The organism is Nostoc sp. (genome assembly GCF_036917555.1).
Lineage (GTDB): Bacteria > Cyanobacteriota > Cyanobacteriia > Cyanobacteriales > Nostocaceae > Nostoc.
Genome location: NZ_JBALDD010000033.1, coordinates 75,777 through 91,968, shown reverse-complemented (window position 1 = coordinate 91,968; position 16,192 = coordinate 75,777). Strand labels below are relative to the sequence as shown.

The 16,192-nt window shown below is 40.9% G+C and carries 11 protein-coding genes; 4 read left to right on the top strand and 7 right to left on the bottom strand.

Features of this window, described 5'->3' with window-relative positions:
* The first annotated feature begins 12 nt into the window (after positions 1 to 12).
* Positions 13 to 1,122, top strand: coding sequence for a tetratricopeptide repeat protein (locus tag V7K60_RS14395; RefSeq protein ID WP_334926518.1), 1,110 nt, complete (start codon positions 13 to 15; stop codon positions 1,120 to 1,122).
* Positions 1,123 to 1,608: 486 nt separating this feature from the next.
* Positions 1,609 to 2,451, top strand: coding sequence for a methyltransferase domain-containing protein (locus tag V7K60_RS14390; RefSeq protein ID WP_334926516.1), 843 nt, complete (start codon positions 1,609 to 1,611; stop codon positions 2,449 to 2,451).
* Between the two features lie 489 nt (positions 2,452 to 2,940).
* Here the strand turns inward: V7K60_RS14390 and V7K60_RS14385 are convergent, their stop codons facing one another.
* Entirely contained in the window at positions 2,941 to 3,684 is a 744-nt protein-coding gene (locus V7K60_RS14385) for a response regulator transcription factor (RefSeq protein ID WP_104905330.1), read from the bottom strand.
* Positions 3,685 to 3,841: 157 nt separating this feature from the next.
* Between V7K60_RS14385 and V7K60_RS14380 the strand changes: the two genes are divergently transcribed.
* Positions 3,842 to 4,906: a YheT family hydrolase gene (locus tag V7K60_RS14380; RefSeq protein ID WP_334926514.1), complete on the top strand. Its 1,065-nt coding sequence runs from the start codon at positions 3,842 to 3,844 to the stop codon at positions 4,904 to 4,906.
* A gap of 123 nt (positions 4,907 to 5,029) precedes the next feature.
* Here the strand turns inward: V7K60_RS14380 and V7K60_RS14375 are convergent, their stop codons facing one another.
* The gene (locus tag V7K60_RS14375; protein ID WP_334926513.1) at positions 5,030 to 5,197 is read right to left on the bottom strand and encodes a hypothetical protein; all 168 of its coding nucleotides are present in this window, start codon (positions 5,195 to 5,197) and stop codon (positions 5,030 to 5,032) included.
* A gap of 493 nt (positions 5,198 to 5,690) precedes the next feature.
* Between V7K60_RS14375 and hetI the strand changes: the two genes are divergently transcribed.
* Entirely contained in the window at positions 5,691 to 6,410 is a 720-nt protein-coding gene (gene hetI, locus V7K60_RS14370) for a 4'-phosphopantetheinyl transferase HetI (protein WP_334926511.1), read from the top strand.
* A gap of 45 nt (positions 6,411 to 6,455) precedes the next feature.
* Here the strand turns inward: hetI and V7K60_RS14365 are convergent, their stop codons facing one another.
* From V7K60_RS14365 to V7K60_RS14345, 5 genes are all read right to left on the bottom strand, one after another.
* Positions 6,456 to 7,259, bottom strand: coding sequence for an SDR family NAD(P)-dependent oxidoreductase (locus tag V7K60_RS14365; RefSeq protein WP_292781029.1), 804 nt, complete (start codon positions 7,257 to 7,259; stop codon positions 6,456 to 6,458).
* A gap of 455 nt (positions 7,260 to 7,714) precedes the next feature.
* On the bottom strand, positions 7,715 to 7,945 hold the full coding sequence (locus V7K60_RS14360; protein ID WP_334926508.1) for a hypothetical protein: 231 nt from the start codon (positions 7,943 to 7,945) through the stop codon (positions 7,715 to 7,717).
* A gap of 59 nt (positions 7,946 to 8,004) precedes the next feature.
* A complete protein-coding gene (locus V7K60_RS14355; protein ID WP_334926507.1) occupies positions 8,005 to 9,519 on the bottom strand; it encodes a thioester reductase domain-containing protein in 1,515 nt (504 codons plus the stop codon).
* 2 nt (positions 9,520 to 9,521) lie between these two features.
* Positions 9,522 to 11,198, bottom strand: coding sequence for a PfaD family polyunsaturated fatty acid/polyketide biosynthesis protein (locus tag V7K60_RS14350; RefSeq protein WP_334926505.1), 1,677 nt, complete (start codon positions 11,196 to 11,198; stop codon positions 9,522 to 9,524).
* Between the two features lie 188 nt (positions 11,199 to 11,386).
* The gene (locus V7K60_RS14345) at positions 11,387 to 16,135 is read right to left on the bottom strand and encodes a PfaB family protein (RefSeq protein ID WP_334926503.1); all 4,749 of its coding nucleotides are present in this window, start codon (positions 16,133 to 16,135) and stop codon (positions 11,387 to 11,389) included.
* Between the last annotated feature and the right edge of the window lie 57 nt (positions 16,136 to 16,192).

The following is a 16,192-nucleotide window of genomic DNA, read 5'->3' as shown; positions in this document are numbered from 1 at the left end:
GGTCTGCTATTAATGTCTGAAAAATATCCATTTTCTCATTGGTTAAATTTATTTTGTCAGGTGACACTCGGTAGCTGTTCTGCATTTTTGATTTTGGCTGCACCGACAATTAGTAATTTCCCAGTCAGCAAGCTGCTGGCAGAAACCGCAATTTCTCAGGATCTCGAAGCAGCTAGCTTTTTCCAGCAGGGAGTCACGCGCCATAACCGCCAAGACTTACAAGGTGCGGAATATGCCTTTCGCCAAGCGTTGCAACGAGATCCTCACCTTGGGGCAGCATGGAATTATCTGGGTAATATATTGATGGAGCAAAATCGCCTGGATGAAGCTTTACAAGAATTTACAGAGGCGATTAAAGTTAATCCCAATTTTAGCGAAGCTTATTACAACTTAGGGTTAGTGTTGCACCGACAAGGAGAAAAAGATGCAGCAATTACGGCTTATCGCCAGAGCTTGGTGATAAATCCCATAAGGGTGGCAGCGCTGTATAATCTGGGTTTGTTGCTATATGAACAAGGAAAGTTAGAGGACGCGATCGCTGCATACCGAAAAGCAATTAATCTAGATAGCAGCAACGCCAAAGCTTATCTTAACTTAGCGATCGCCTTGCAACAACAAGGTCAAATCGAGCCTGCGATCGCCACTTATCGCCAAGCTTTGAAGCTAGATCCTAAAAATGCCATAGCCTACAGCAATATGGCAAATTTGCTAGCAATGCACGGTCAAGCTTCTGAGGCTATTTCTGTTTATCAGCAAGCTATTCGCCTAAATCCGAAAAGTGCCTCAGCTTACTATAACTTGGGAGTAACTTTATATAACCAGGGCGAGTTCAAAAAAGCCAGTGGAGTCTTGAAACGCGCTCACAATGAATATCGTGAGCAAGGCAACATTGAACAAGCCCAGAAAATTGAGCAGTTAATGCACCAAATTGCTCAGAAAAGTGGGCAACAGCAACCTCAAGCCAGTCAAACAGCTACTCCTTCTCAGAGTTCAGATTCTACCAGTAATGCAGTACAAACACCTGAGCCACAGACGCCAAATCAACCAGAAACGCCCGTGAACCCTGGTGATGTACCTGTCTCAGTTGAACCACAATCCACTTCAACAAGTCCCGGACAATAAAAAACTCAGAGTTAAGGCGATTTGCAAAAATGCAAAATTTGCCCACCTGCGGGATCTTGCTACATCCCCCAACCCTTCTCTCAATTTTGGTAGCAGGGAAGCGAATTTTAAAGTCCCTCTCCTAAGCTTGGGAGAGGGATTTAGGGTGAGGGCTTTTGATTATAGTACCAATAGCAATGACAGCCAGAAACCTCAAGCAAATTGTGCGAATGACAGTCATAATAATTAATTCGTAATTCGTAATTAAGAAAGTTAGAGTAAATCTAGATTTTCACTTATTGTATATATAGGTTTTTTTGGGATAATTGGTATAAATTCGACTAAGAAAAGTTTATTAAGGTAAAACTGAGAAATTTTTCTCAGGAGGATAAATCTCGGTTTACCTTCGCTGGAAGTAAAAATACCCTTATTTAATTAAAAACATACATGGTAGCCTAACCTGTATGTTTTTTTTGAATTCTACTTCGTCTCAATACTACTTTTTTCATGAGTGCAACACTTTACCAGCAAATTCAGCAGTTCTACGATGCTTCCTCTGGTCTGTGGGAACAGATTTGGGGCGAACACATGCACCACGGCTACTACGGTGTCGATGGCAGCCAGAAAAAAGACCGCCGTCAAGCTCAAATTGATTTAATCGAAGAACTGCTCAATTGGGCAGGGATACAAGCAGCAGAAAATATCCTCGATGTGGGTTGTGGCATTGGTGGCAGTTCTTTATATCTGGCAGAAAAGTTTAATGCTAAGGCTACAGGAATTACTTTGAGTCCTGTGCAAGCTGCCAGAGCAACGGAACGCGCAATGGAAGCGAATTTGAGTCTGAAAACTCAGTTTCAGGTAGCCAATGCTCAAGCAATGCCCTTTGCTGATAATTCTTTTGACTTGGTTTGGTCGCTAGAAAGCGGCGAACACATGCCAGATAAAACTAAGTTTCTCCAAGAATGTTATCGGGTATTGAAACCTGGCGGCAAGTTAATTATGGTGACTTGGTGTCATCGACCGACTGATAAGTTACCACTGACGGCAGATGAGGAAAAGCATTTGCAGGATATTTATCGGGTATATTGTTTGCCTTATGTGATTTCTTTACCAGAGTATGAGGCGATCGCACGTCAACTTCCATTAAACAATATTCGCACCGCCGATTGGTCAACCGCTGTCGCCCCCTTTTGGAATGTAGTAATTGATTCGGCGTTCACTCCCCAAGCACTTTGGGGCTTACTCAATGCCGGTTGGACTACCATTCAAGGGGCATTATCACTGGGGTTAATGCGTCGCGGTTATGAGTGCGGGTTAGTTCGGTTTGGTTTATTGTGTGGGAATAAGTAGAAACGTTATTTGGGAAAAGATCGTGCTGTGGTGAAACAGTGCGATCGCACTTATAAAAAACCACATTATTGTTAACTCCAATTTTGTAACTTATTTCAGTTTCATAATTGAATTTACCTAATAATTAAGCACGTTTTTGACAAAGTTATTCTGTCGTTACAATACTTTTTCATATAACATTTAAGCTGTCAAAGACTTTGAAAATAATGATAATCAAAAAGAGGCAGAGGAGTGTTACCAAAAATCACATCCTCTCCCTCTCCATCACACGATTATCATTTTTACTAAGCTAAATTTGAGTATTTTAACTCATTGACAAAAGACGTTTTATTTTAAACTCTCACGGATGCACTTGTAGAGACGTTGTATTGCAACATCTCTACATACTAGTAAATTCCACCAATAACCTTAAACTTTGCGGTAAGGAATAAGAGTTACAGAGAGTTCTTGCCTAAGTGATCGCAAAGTTTAAAGGAATTTAGCGTGATTTTATTCAACGACTGTTACCGAAGCCCCTTCGTTTGATGGAGGGATACCGGGTAATTCAAGACAGTATCCAGCACCATACACTGTCTTGATATAGCGGGGATGGCGAGGATCTGGTTCTAGCTTGGTTCTCAAGTGGCGAATATGGACTCGAATCGTTTCTATGTCATCATCAGGATCGTAGCCCCAAACTTCTCTGAGGATTTCGCTGGGAGAAACTGTTTGACCGTGGCGTTGCAGTAAGCAGTGAAGTAGCTCAAATTCCAAGTGAGTCAATTTCACCGTCTCATTGAACCATATTGCCTCAAATCTTTCGGGAACCAGGGTTAATGAGCCATAGTTGAGAATCTCACTGTGCTTTGCGGCTTGGGGAATCCGGTCAGTACGCCGCAAAAGTGCCCGCACCCGCGCCAGCAGTTCTTCAACTTCAAAAGGTTTGGTGAGGTAGTCATCTGCGCCAGCATTGAAGCCTTCCACCTTATCCTGAGTTTGGCTCAAAGCCGTCAACATTAACACGGGAATCTCAGAGGTGCGATCGTCTCGGCGCAGGCGTTGGCAAACGGTAAACCCATCTACCCTAGGCAACATTAAATCGAGCATGATCAAGTCTGGTTGTAGCTGGAGAGCCAGCGCTTGACCTTTGATGCCGTCTTCAGCTTGACTAACATCGTAGCCAGCCATTTCCAAGTTGACGGCAACTAGTTCTGAAATCGCTGGGTCATCGTCTATGACAAGAATCCTCGGCATTCTTAAAAAATTATTACTACTTATTAAGGATAATTAACAACCTTTGATAGATACAAAGATTTTTGAATCGATTCTAAAAAAGTTTTTAAATCTTACATAAATATTAAGATTAAATGACTGTGAAATCAAGACTCAATTACACGAAATCTTATAGTCTATGATCTGTTATACTCCCCCCTTCAATCCGTCTTGGTTTTTACAAAACGGTGTAGTTATGACTGTACACACCGCTTTGTGGGGAAGCCGTTATTGGGAAAGTACTAATCAAAACCCAGAACCGTCCTATCACGAAAAAATCTTTATAGGTAGGCAAGGTGTGCCAATTTTTGGCTTGGTTGCCATTCCTGAAAATGCTCATAGCACAATTATTGGTACTTATGGCATTACTGGAGAGTTAAAGACAGAATGGTCTTTGAGAGTGCTGGGACGTAAAGCCTACACTCAAGGGTACGCTGTAGTCTTATTTGATTGGCGTGCCCACGGTAAAACCGCCGACTTGTCGCCAACTCTGACTTCCGATGGACTGTATGAGGGGGAAGATTATGTTCGGATTGCCGCCACCGCTAAGGCAATGGGATGTCCAGGAAAATTTTGGTTTACAGGATTTTCTTTAGGAGGGCAATTGGCGCTATGGGCACTGAAAGTATCTGCTGAAGTGATTAGAGAGCATGAGGATTTAGGACTAGAAGATAGCGATATTGGTGGTGGTATGGTGATTTGTCCCAGTTTGGATTCTGAGCGATCGCTATCTTATCTAGTCACTAAGCCCTTTGGTAGATATTTGGAAAGGCAGATTGCACAGAATTTAAAAAAACTGGCATGGCGAATACATGATGCTCATCCTGGAAGCATTGACCCAGCAGCGATTGAACGGGCAAACAGTATTTGGGGTTTTGATAATGAACTGGTAATTAACCGACTAGGTTTTCCTTCTGTGGAAGCATATTACCAAGCCAGCAGCGCTCTACAAATATTACCGCAAATATCAAAACCGACTTTGATTATCTATGCTGCCGATGACCCACTTTTTGACCCAGCTATCATACCTGACTTGCAAGCTGCCTGCTATCGCAATCCGGCAATAGATTTGTTGCTCACCCGTTATGGGGGTCATGTTGGCTATATGAGTAGCAAAAATTGCCAACGCCAATTACAAGATCCTGACCCTTGGTGGGCATGGAATCGGATTTTACAATGGCTGGAGCAAAAGCAAACAGAGTAATAAGGAACTCCAAGAAATAAATTATCCTGTTTGAAGTTGGTGACTGATGACGGTTGACTGTGAGCAGTGGGATATTTTTTTATTTGTCAGTCTCTAATCGAAAGGATGGCATTGATTGAGAAGCTACCATAACATTATTGGTAAACCAGCAATGACAGATGCAATGCCTGTCCAGAGAGTAAAGCGCTCAATATCTATTTCATCCAAAGCAACACTCATTTGCCTAATTGCTAATAGCAGTGCTGCTAGTAGCAGTATAAAGAAGGCAAAGTACTCCAAATTAATAATCATTCATCCTCACTATGTTCTACAAAAAAGTAGTTGTAATAGGTTTTAACAAGCTTTGGTAAGGTTTTTTTGTTCCAGACATAACACTTTCTGAGAAAAACTATTTACTACTGAAAAGATATCTACTTCAGAACACTTGCAGACATTGGTCGTAGTTACTTTGAGTAATGCTGTAATAGCTAATGTTGTAGCCAAAAGGAAATTTGCGATTATCTGTCAAAGGTTTTAAAGCATTCTCTCTCAGGAGATTTAAGGTGGAGTTGAGGAGCGTATATCTAGAGCAATAAATTATAATATTTAGCGGGCAGAAGCAATAGCGGCTACCTGTAGTTATGTTTACAGCTAGACTTAACATCTAACAACTCTTCTGGCAGATTTTAGGAAAAACACGCGCAGTTGTATATAGTAGTGCTAAAGCGTCAAACCAGATCCACCCATAATAATCGTCGTAATTAAACAAACTATTAAAGTACAACTCCCTTGACTTTTTGACTCAATGACCGCTTCTAATAATATTTGGCAACCTGCACCGACAGATTTAACTTTATTACCGGATGAGATTCATGTCTGGCGCATAGACCTTGAGCAACCGGAAACACAACTGCAAAGTTTAGCAGCAACTCTTTCCAGTGACGAAACGGCTCGTGCTGAACGGTTCTATTTTCAGGAACATCGACAGCGTTTCATTGCTGGTCGTGGTATTCTGCGAACTATATTAGGTAACTATTTGGGTATCCAGCCCCGACAAGTGCAGTTTAATTATCAACAGCGCGGCAAACCAGTATTAGCAGATACATTTGCCGATAGTGGACTGGCGTTTAACTTGTCTCATTCCCAAGGGTTGGGTTTGTGTGCGGTGAATTGTACCTGCCAAATTGGTGTAGACCTAGAATATATTCGCCCGATGTCTGATTTAGAAGCTCTTGCCAAACGATTCTTTTTACCGAGAGAATATGAAATGTTGCGATCGCTATCTCACAACCAACAGCAAGAGGTATTTTTCCGTTACTGGACTTGTAAGGAAGCTTATTTAAAGGCAACTGGAGACGGACTATCCCAGTTAGAGCAAATCGAAGTATCGCTGACTCTCACAGAACCAGCCAAGTTACAGATAACTGAAGACTGGAGTCTTTTTGAACTAGTACCTGCTAACAATTATGTTGCTGCTGTTGCGGTAGAGAATTTTGGCTGGATTTTAAAGTGTTGGCAGTATTAATGTTAGTCATTTATCATTTGTCATTAGTTTTTCTTCCCAATGCCCCTACTTATCTTCCTGCATATTTCTGACAATTTTTGTCACCAGCTTTCTAGGTACAAATCTGACGCTTTTTGCAAGTAGTTTATTGATAAAACCAGGAATAACAATGGTTTTGCCCTTCATTAAGGCATGAAAACCAATTTCGGCTACTGTTCGTGCATCCATCATCTTCTTACCCTTGAGCAACTTAGAGTCAGCCATCCCAGTTCTTTCATGAAAGGCTGATGCGGTTGAGCCTGGGCAAAGAACTGTCACAGTGACACCAGTACCTTCTAATTCATTAGCGATCGCTTCTGAAAAAGATAAGATATAAGCTTTAGTAGCAAAATAAACTGCCATCAAAGGCCCTGGTTGAAAGGCAGCAGCTGAAGCGACGTTTAAGATTTTACCTTCACCTTGCTTTACCATGTGCTTCACGAATAGCTTGGTTAAATGGGTAAGACACACCAAATTTACCTGTAGCATTTCCAATTCAGTTGCTAGGTCAGTTTCGTGAAATAATCCATAAATCCCAAATCCGGCATTATTTACCAGGACATCAACATTTATATCGGCTTTTTGCAACTCTGTAAAAATTTCTTCAGGAGCCGTTGATATAGATAAATCCTTAACAATAGGTTTGACAAAAATTCCAAATTCTTCTTGGAATTTAACAGCAATTTCTACTAGCTTTGGCCCATTTCTGTCTACTAAGACCAGATTATAATCATGAGCAGCAAAAATACACGCTAATTGGTAGCCAATTCCACCAGCTGACCCAGTAATAAGAGCAGTTTGTCTGCTCTGTCCTTGATGTGTTTTGTTCATGTAAGAATGTTGGTGAATTCAATTTGATGAAGCTGCGTTGCATTTACAGTTGTTCTCGTTCTACAATTAAGTATGCGTAATATCTCAACTGACGAGAAACGTCTTGAGTTATTACCCTTTCAAATGCTTGTGTGATGCCTTTGATATATGTAGCAGTCCAAACGCAAATTTAGGATTTATGCATCGAATAAGTTGGGCATTAAAAAAGTTCAGTTATTTCAAACTCCTAGCGCTGGCTTTTAATTACTGACAAAAGCCAGCAGGTAGAATCAAACTTTCATACCCGATACTAACCATTCTATCCTCAATTACTTCTGTCAAGAGGTGAATACTAAAAATTTACATGATTTAGCATAAAAAAACAGGGCAATTATATTGCCGCTGTTAGTCTATGAGTTGTTCCTGGCATCTAAAAGATTGGCTATTCAGTAGTACTGAGTTTTAAAAAACATGGACTAAATAAAATTATTTTGTAGGGGAGCCAGTGCGTTGCGGTGAATCCAGCGCTGTAGGTGACTGGTGTTAGCGTAGCGGTAGCGACGTAGGAGCGTCACCCGAAGGGAGGTTCCCAACGCTCGATAGCGTAGCAGTAGCGAGTACTCAAGCGTCCGTAGGAGCGTCTGACTTGCTAACGCTGCGCTATGCGTTGTCGCAACTGGCGTTGTGTTACGGCTTCTGTAACGCACCGAAAATATCTGGGACGGTGCGTTAAGTTGCTAACATATCCTACGCAACTTTTGAGTTTCTAAGCGATATTTAAGAAACCGCTTTGAATCAAGTAGGCGGTATAAGTCATAAACAATTGAGAGTCAATCGGGGGACAAGCAATAGAACTACCTGTTAGTGCATGGAGAGTATCTTGGCAGCTAATATGGGGTCTTCTAGCTTGCAAGTACAAATCAGGAATAGTCAGTTGTTCATCAGACCAACGTTCCAGTAAAAAGGGTCGCAGAGTATACAAAGGATTGTCTACAGAAGACACATTATTGATTAACTCTGATTGCCATTTTTCGTAAGAAATCATCTCAACTGAATAACCAAAAGAGCGTATCCAATCAACTAATATTTTCAAAGAGACAGGTTGAGGGTGTTGTAAATTGAAAGCCTTACCTATAGATTCTTTTTGCCGTGAGAGATAAACAATGGCTTTACTTACATAGTCCACAGGAGACATATCTAACATATAATCTACATCAGGGAAACTTCCCATTTGTAGACAGCCCTTGGTCATCAAATTGATAAAGTCATGTGTGTTACAAATACCTGTTTTGCTATCACCAGAAATCAGTGGGGGTCTGTGAATAGTTACAGGAAGTCCACGGTCATGAGCAATTTTAACTAACTTTTCAGCTACCCATTTAGTTTGTGAGTAACCAAGATAAATACCTTCCCAATGATTGAATTCATCCTGTTCTTTAACAACCTTGCCAGCATAAGCAGTGGATTCAAAAACAGCCACACTAGAAACATAATGTACAGGCTTGACTTTAATTTGACAAGCCAATCTCAAAACTTCTTGAGTTCCTAAAACATTAGCTGCCTTCAGTGCGGAGTATGGAAACACATAATTCAACAAAGCACCACTATGATAGATAGTATCAATATTGGTAGCTAAAATTTGAAACTGTTCAGAGCCAACACCTAATAATGGCTGAGATAAATCACCGATAATCGGAATAATCCGGGAGTGAAATTCTTCCTGCCAAATTGCATATTGTTGCAGATTTTTTTGGAGTTTGCTTTTGCCTTCTTCAGAATTAGCAGCACGCACTAAGCAATAGATATCCGCATTGGTTTCTTGTAGCAATTCCCGGATGATAAAAGCTCCTAAAAAGCCTGTTCCTCCAGTTAAAAAGATATTTTTAGGTTCACCCACAAGCACATTAGATACAGCACCGGGATGGATGGTAGGGTCAAGAACAGCCTCGGCACTTAAATCTAGAACAGAGGGTATAGTATTAGCATTAGAAGCTGTCACACCTGTATCTTGAACTGGTGAACCTTCTTGCACTTCTTCAGCTAAACGCTGTGAAAGAGCTTCAATATTTGGGTAATGCCACAGTAGCAATGGAGATGGTTGAAATCCTAGCAATTTTTCTAAGTTACTTACTAGAACCATTGCTTGGGCTGAATCTAACCCATAGTTTTCTAAATGTTCTTTGACATCTATTTCATCAGTTGTTACTTTTAGCAACTTAGCTAAGTTAGATACCAAAAATATTTGAATATCGTCTGCTGTGAAAGACTGTTTTATAGTCATTTTTAAATCTCCAAGAATGATGTAGAACAAACAGGGTGATATTGACTGTAATAATCGGAAGTTTGCAGCCCTTGAATTTTCAAATTTTGAACGCGATACAAAAAGGCTGCACCAGTCATAATTTGATTAGCAACATCAACTACCTGACGATTATTTGGTTCAGACAGGTAGGAACCGCGTACCCAGTCATTGAAACCGCCCATTGCCGGGCCACACCAAATTTGATAATCGACTTCTCTACCTTTTTCGCCAGAACTAGACCAACGGGAAGATAATCCTAGATACCAACGGAAAATCAACGCCATTTTCAGTTTAGGATTATTGACTGCTTTCCCAAGTTTCTCAGGATTCTTTTGGGACAAATAAGCCGCAGTTCCTTCCCATACTTCGGCAATAGTTTTGCGAAAAACTTGTTTTTCTAATTTCTCTCTTTCTGCTAAAGGGATCTCTTCAATGGAATCATAAGCGCGATAGAGTTCAAATAATTTCTGCGCTCGCATGGGGAACATTGTACCCCGTTTGAGAACTTGCAATTTGACTCCCATTTCAAACATATCTGCTGCTGGGGCCATAATCATATCAGCCATTTCTGCTTGGGCTAATAACTTTTTGGTATGTTCACAAGCCCCAGATTCAACGCATGACTGATTAATGGAACCGGTCATTACATAAGCAGCGCCCATCATGAAAGCTGCTAATGCTGATTGTGGTGTTCCAATTCCCCCTGCTACACCAATTCTAATTGGTGTTTGGTAATGATATTGTGCTTGAATTTCATCTCGCAAGGCAATAATAGAAGGCAGCAAACAAACCAGGGGACGGTTATCTGTATGACCTCCAGAATCAGCCTCGACGGTAATATCATCAGCCATTGGAACTTTGCCTGCAAGGGTTGCTTGTAACTCAGTAATTAACCCTTGTTCCAGGAGTTCTTTGAGAATTCTGGCTGGTGCTGGTTGCAAAAATTTAGTCGCAACTTCTCGGCGAGAAATTTTGGCAATGACTTTATTTTTGATTTCAATTTGATTGGCGTTATTCAATCCCAATCCAGCAACACGGTAATAAACAATGTTGGGGGTCAAGTCGAGAAATGCAGATGCTTCTACTGTTCTCACTTGATATTTGAGGTATAAATCCACAGCCCGGCGTTCAATCGCAGGTTCATTGGGACTGTGAATTAAATTAAATGCATAAGGCCCTTGGGGTAAAGCTTGTTGAATGCGATTTATGGCTGCTTCCAAACGTTCTGGAGTTAAACCACCTGCACCAAAGGAACTCAGAATTTGCTCTTTTCCGAGTGCAATGACCATTTCTTCGGAAGCAATTCCGCCAGCCATTGCGCCAGTAACGTAGGCATATCTCACTCTATGAGAGGAGAGAAAATTGGGATCTCCAAACTGTTGAATGCGGATTGGGGTTGCAAATGTTAACAGTTCTACTTGTGCTGTTGTGCCATTATCACCAGGGGATAAATACCCCTCATTAGTGACACCGATTTTTCCGGCAACTTTCACGATGTAGCAGGGTTTATTTAATACCATCAATTTATCTTTGATGGTTTGTTTCTCAAAAGATACAGTTTCTAAAGAACCTTTCCAAACCTGGTTTTTATTATAAGACCAGGAAGAGAAATTAAGGCCATTATCGTGTTTACTTAGTACCGTATCTACGGTTGTCACAGCAGTTATCCCTCAGATTACAAGCAATGGATGATCAAGTTGAATGAGGCTACATTTTCATACCAATTCTCTCTGAAGATGCATGTAATAATTTTTAAACGAACCGCGTTCGCGCAGTGTCTCGAAGAGAAGGAAGAGATAAGTTAAGAATTAAGCGGTGCAAGTTGAGAGAGAATTGGTATGAGATATTAAGATTCGTCGTTAAGCAAGTTTTGGGCGCAAGTTAGTTGCAATTGAATGATTTCGCTCATTTGTTGACTGTAATCTTGTCTAGCTTGTAAGAAAGCAGTGTGTGCTTTAGTTATCTTGGAATTATTAGCATTGAGCTTTTGATACTGGGTCTGATTTAAATCGAACATGCTGATGATACTACGAGTTTTTTGAGTTATGACAGGTGGAGAAGAAAAAGGAATTTGCTGTCTAATTGCGCTTGACTCAAAAGATTGTAATTGTTCTCTCGGTTCAAAAACGTTATCAATGATATTTTTCAGTTTTACTTCTTCTGGCTGAGGCAAGATGTTAGGGGAATAATTTTCTACTTGGGTGATTTTGTTGGAAGTGTTAAAAAAATCTGTGATTTCAGATTGTTGGACATTAGGTATATTTAGATGCTGTATTTTTAAGCGATCGCTCCTAAGCTCCCCAGCAAAACCTTCAACAAGTTTGCGATTTTCGTCGCTCAAAATTGTAGCAGCAATTGCTTTTCCACCCAAGGTAACTGTTCTCAATGTTGCTTTATTTGAATTAGCAGTGTCTTGGGCTTTGCTGTACAGTGGTGATAAATCCACGTTCACTTGATGACTGAGTAGTTTTGCTAATGCTTTGACCATTGAAGCATGGTCATCCATTCCTCTACGATTCAGAGAAACTGTGATGTGTTCTTTGTTGCCAAGGATTTTATCAATCCATCGCGAACAGACACTACCAGCACCTGCTTCTAGAAATATTCGGACACCATCGCCGTAAACACGATTTACTAATCGTGGAAAATCAAGCTCTTGACACAATCCTTTGCCAATGTTGTGAGCAATTGCGTCGCTTTCAAGTGCGATCGGTTGATAATCGGCGGCTGAATAGAAGACAATACCAGGGAGAGTTTGCGATGGTAAAGTGTTTACCTTTTTGATTTCCTCATACTGTGATTGCATCGCTTCACAATGTATCACATGGTCGAAAGGAGCGGGGAAAGAATTGCAATCTAGAGTTTGAATCAATCGCTTACAGGCTGCATCTTCACCAGCAATTAATACTTCTTCTGGTGTGTTGATTTGAGTTAAGTAGACGCGATTCTCATGTTTCAGGCATTCTCTAACTTGCGATGGAGTAGCCATGAGAACATAAGTATTCCAAAAATTGTTGTTTGGTGAATCTGTTAATCCCCAATATTCACGCACAGCATTTTTTGGCCCAGATAACTTATCGCCAAATAGAGGTGATGAGTTTAAGGTGTTACTTCCGCCCTCAAAATCACTCCAAACTCCTTGGGCAACCATCATGCTAGTTTCACCTAAGCTATACCCAAATACACATTGCGGCTTGACTTGAAAATCATCTCTAAAAATTGCCGTCATGTATCTTGCAAAGGCGATTTCACTTTCAAACATTCCCAGTGAATCATCTAACAATTGCTTTTCGAGAGTTTCTAGTTGCCTAGTTGTCAATTTAGGTAAGCTTCTGGGATAAACCAACTTTTCAACATCAGCAGCACGATTGTAGAGATTGTTACTTTTTAAGTCCTCAAAGACTTTCGGAAATAACCGGAAGACGCTGCGACCAATACCGATATAAGAATTGACTGCTGCGGGGTAAACGTAAGCAACTGCTCCGGTTTTACCCAATGGTTTTGCTGTGAAATAACTTCCTAAAGGTGTTTGCCAATCTATGCCGTTTTCAAAAGCATTATTTACACCTTTGCGGGCAGATTCAATTTCTTTGAGTAAATCTTTTGTGTTACGTCCTGTGATTGATAAGACGTATTTAGCCTCAGAATGCTGTTGAAAATTAGCAAATGTCTCGCTGGCGGTAGCTGATAAAGAAGAACTAGCTTCAATGGATTTTTGGAGATGGTTAAGTAAATCTGGTATGGTGGAGCGATCGCTAACTGCTATAGGGAACAGATAAAAAGGCATTTGTTGCAAATATCTGTTGTCGCGCTCCTCTTGGCTAGGTTCCTCTGATAAGATTAAATGGGCGTAACTGCCATCTATACCCATACTATTAATTGCTGCTATTCTGCGTGTGCCGCCTTTATCGACAAACCAAGGTCTTGATTCCATCGCTACATAGAAAGGGCTACCTTCCCATACTTGCGGTGTTTTGACACCAGACCATTTGGGTGTGGCAGGAATATACCTGTAATAAAGACAGAGAGCGGTTTTGATTAAGCTAGCAATTCCCGATGCTGTATAGGTGTGGCCGATATTGGCTTTGACACTGCCCAATGCACAATGCAAACCATTGCCCACTTTCGGATAAGCTTGGAGTAAACCTGTGATTTCGGCTTCATCCTCCTGGGGAATGCCACTACCGAACACTTCTACATAGTTAACCTCTGTAGGTTGAATCTCTGCCATCTGGAAAGCTTGTTTGCAGACATCGCTGATGGCTGAAGCATCAGGTTTTACCAGAGCATTACTTATGGTAGAATTACCTTGTGCAAAACTCATGGCATCAATTACTGCATAGATGCGTTCATTGTCTTCCTTAGCAGCTTCGTAGCGCTTGAGGACGACAGCACCCGCACCTTCGCCAACCGTCCAGCCATTAGCTTGTTGGTCATAACCCAACGTATTGACACCCGTATTAATTGGTGCAAATTGGCTGCGGAACAAGACATTTTCCACACCGCCTGCCAAATCCACTGCACCCACAACCACGGCATCAACTTCTCCCGTAGCAAGTAGCATTTGTGCAACTTCCAATGCCTTGAGGGCAGAATTTTCGCCAGCCGTTATGGTGAATGCAGGACCAGTAAAATTCCACAAAGCCGAAATTCGACTTGCCATGATGTTGGCGATGTGACTGACATATTCGCCGATTTCTACTGGTTGGTGAATACTATCTTTGACGATGGTTTCCAGTTGTGCGAGTTGTTCAGCAGGTAGAGAAATTCCCTGGTTGAGTAAGCCGTCCTTAACCTGCCAAGAAAGATTCCATCTTTGTTGTAGCTGATGCACAGAAAACTCTGTCTCAGCAGCGATAATAACCCCCACATTACTGCCTTCCTTTAGTTTCGCATCTTTCACGGCGCGATCAGCAACTTTCAAGAGTAATAATTGTTGTGGGTTTAATTTTTCTATTTCATTCGGTGGGATTTTGGACGATAAAGTATCGATTTCAAAATCTTTGATGTATGCCCCTATTGGTGCTTTTCCATCTGTTAAACCGTACTCTTTCAGGACATTCTCTTGATTTTCTATACCATGCCATCTTTGAGGCGGTAGGGAAGTAAAATGCTGTGTTCCATCATAAATACTGCGTTCAAAAGCATCTAAACCATTGCAATTACCGAAAAAGGCATCCATACCGACGATGGCAATTTTGACAGGTGGAACAGGTGCAATTGAATCAACTGATTGTGTTGTAGTTCCTTGTTCTAAAATCAGATGAGAATTAGTGCCACCAAATCCAAAAGCGCTGATAGCTGCCCGTTTAATTGGTGCATTAGTATTGGGCCATGCCGTAGCTGTTCTAACAATTTTGTCAGTGGAAATTGTACTACTTTCAGAAGTTAAAGGTTCAGTAATATTAATGGTTGGTGGAATTACACCATGAGACATACTCAAAACAACTTTAGTCAAGCCAACCATGCCAGCAGCAGTTAGTAAGTGACCAGTATTTGCCTTGACTGAACCTACTAAAGGTGCAGCATTATTTTCACCAAAAAATGTTTCTATAGAGTTGACTTCAGTTGTATCTCCCAGTAATGTGCCAGTAACATGACATTCTAAATAATCGAGAATTTTTGGATTAATTTTCGCCTCATTATAGGCTCGCTCAAAAGCTAGGATTTGTCCTTTAGAATTAGGACTGAGTAAGTGCTTACCCTTGCCATCATTGGAAAGTCCATTACCACAGATAGTGGCGAGAATATGATCACCATCTCTGATGGCATCAGAATATCTTTTCAGCATCACCATCCCAACACCATCGGCGGGGATTAGCCCTCTTGATGACTTATCTAAGGGGCGGCTGATGTCGTTTTCTGGATACCCTTGAACACCGGAAAATAACATCCGCACAAATAGGGAATCTGCACAACTTATAGCTCCAGCTAACATGACATCAGCTTTGTGTGACCATAAGTAATGAGATGCTACTTTAATAGCATAAAATGATGATGAACAAGCAGCATCCAGACAGAAATTAATCTTGGATAAAGATAGAGCTTGAGCAATTATAGATGCTGGTAAGCCAGATATCATGGCATTGTACAAAGATGCTTTAGTTGCAGATGAGACAGCTAAATCAAAGTCTTCATACTGCAAAAGTTCTCTGACAGCAGGTGCAATCGCTTTATGGTAAATCGGAGAGAATAATTGATTAGATAATTTCGTAGGAAGCGAAAGATTACCTAAAATTACACCACATTTAGAGAGAACAGTTTCATTCCCCCAATAACCACTATGTACAATTGCTTGTTTAGCAGCATACAACGACCATTTAAAGGTATTATCTAAACCAGCAATCAATTCTGATGGTAGATTGTATTCACCAGGGTCAAACTGAAAGTTCCGAATGTATCCTCCCTGGAGAGAATAGGTTTTATCTGGTGTGCCTTTAACTGGATTGTGAAAGATTGTCGGATCTACTCCGATTTCTTCGATTGTTGCAGAGGATGTCGAATCTTTTTGATTAACAATATTTTGCCAGAATTCTTCGGGATTTTTTGCATCGGGAAATAGACATGATAATCCGATGATCGCTATTTTTTCCACTAGTTATATCCTTAAGGTTTGGGTATTAGGCAAGAGATTATTACAAGGCAGGATTTA

Bases quoted from the DNA above. Each gene is read 5' to 3' on its own strand.
- V7K60_RS14395 (WP_334926518.1), top strand. From the start codon at position 13: ATGTCTGAAAAATATCCATTTTCTCATTGGTTAAATTTATTTTGTCAG.
- V7K60_RS14390 (WP_334926516.1), top strand. From the start codon at position 1,609: ATGAGTGCAACACTTTACCAGCAAATTCAGCAGTTCTACGATGCTTCC.
- V7K60_RS14385 (WP_104905330.1), bottom strand. From the start codon at position 3,684: ATGCCGAGGATTCTTGTCATAGACGATGACCCAGCGATTTCAGAACTA.
- V7K60_RS14380 (WP_334926514.1), top strand. From the start codon at position 3,842: ATGATCTGTTATACTCCCCCCTTCAATCCGTCTTGGTTTTTACAAAAC.
- V7K60_RS14375 (WP_334926513.1), bottom strand. From the start codon at position 5,197: ATGATTATTAATTTGGAGTACTTTGCCTTCTTTATACTGCTACTAGCA.
- hetI (WP_334926511.1), top strand. From the start codon at position 5,691: ATGACCGCTTCTAATAATATTTGGCAACCTGCACCGACAGATTTAACT.
- V7K60_RS14365 (WP_292781029.1), bottom strand. From the start codon at position 7,259: ATGAACAAAACACATCAAGGACAGAGCAGACAAACTGCTCTTATTACT.
- V7K60_RS14355 (WP_334926507.1), bottom strand. From the start codon at position 9,519: ATGACTATAAAACAGTCTTTCACAGCAGACGATATTCAAATATTTTTG.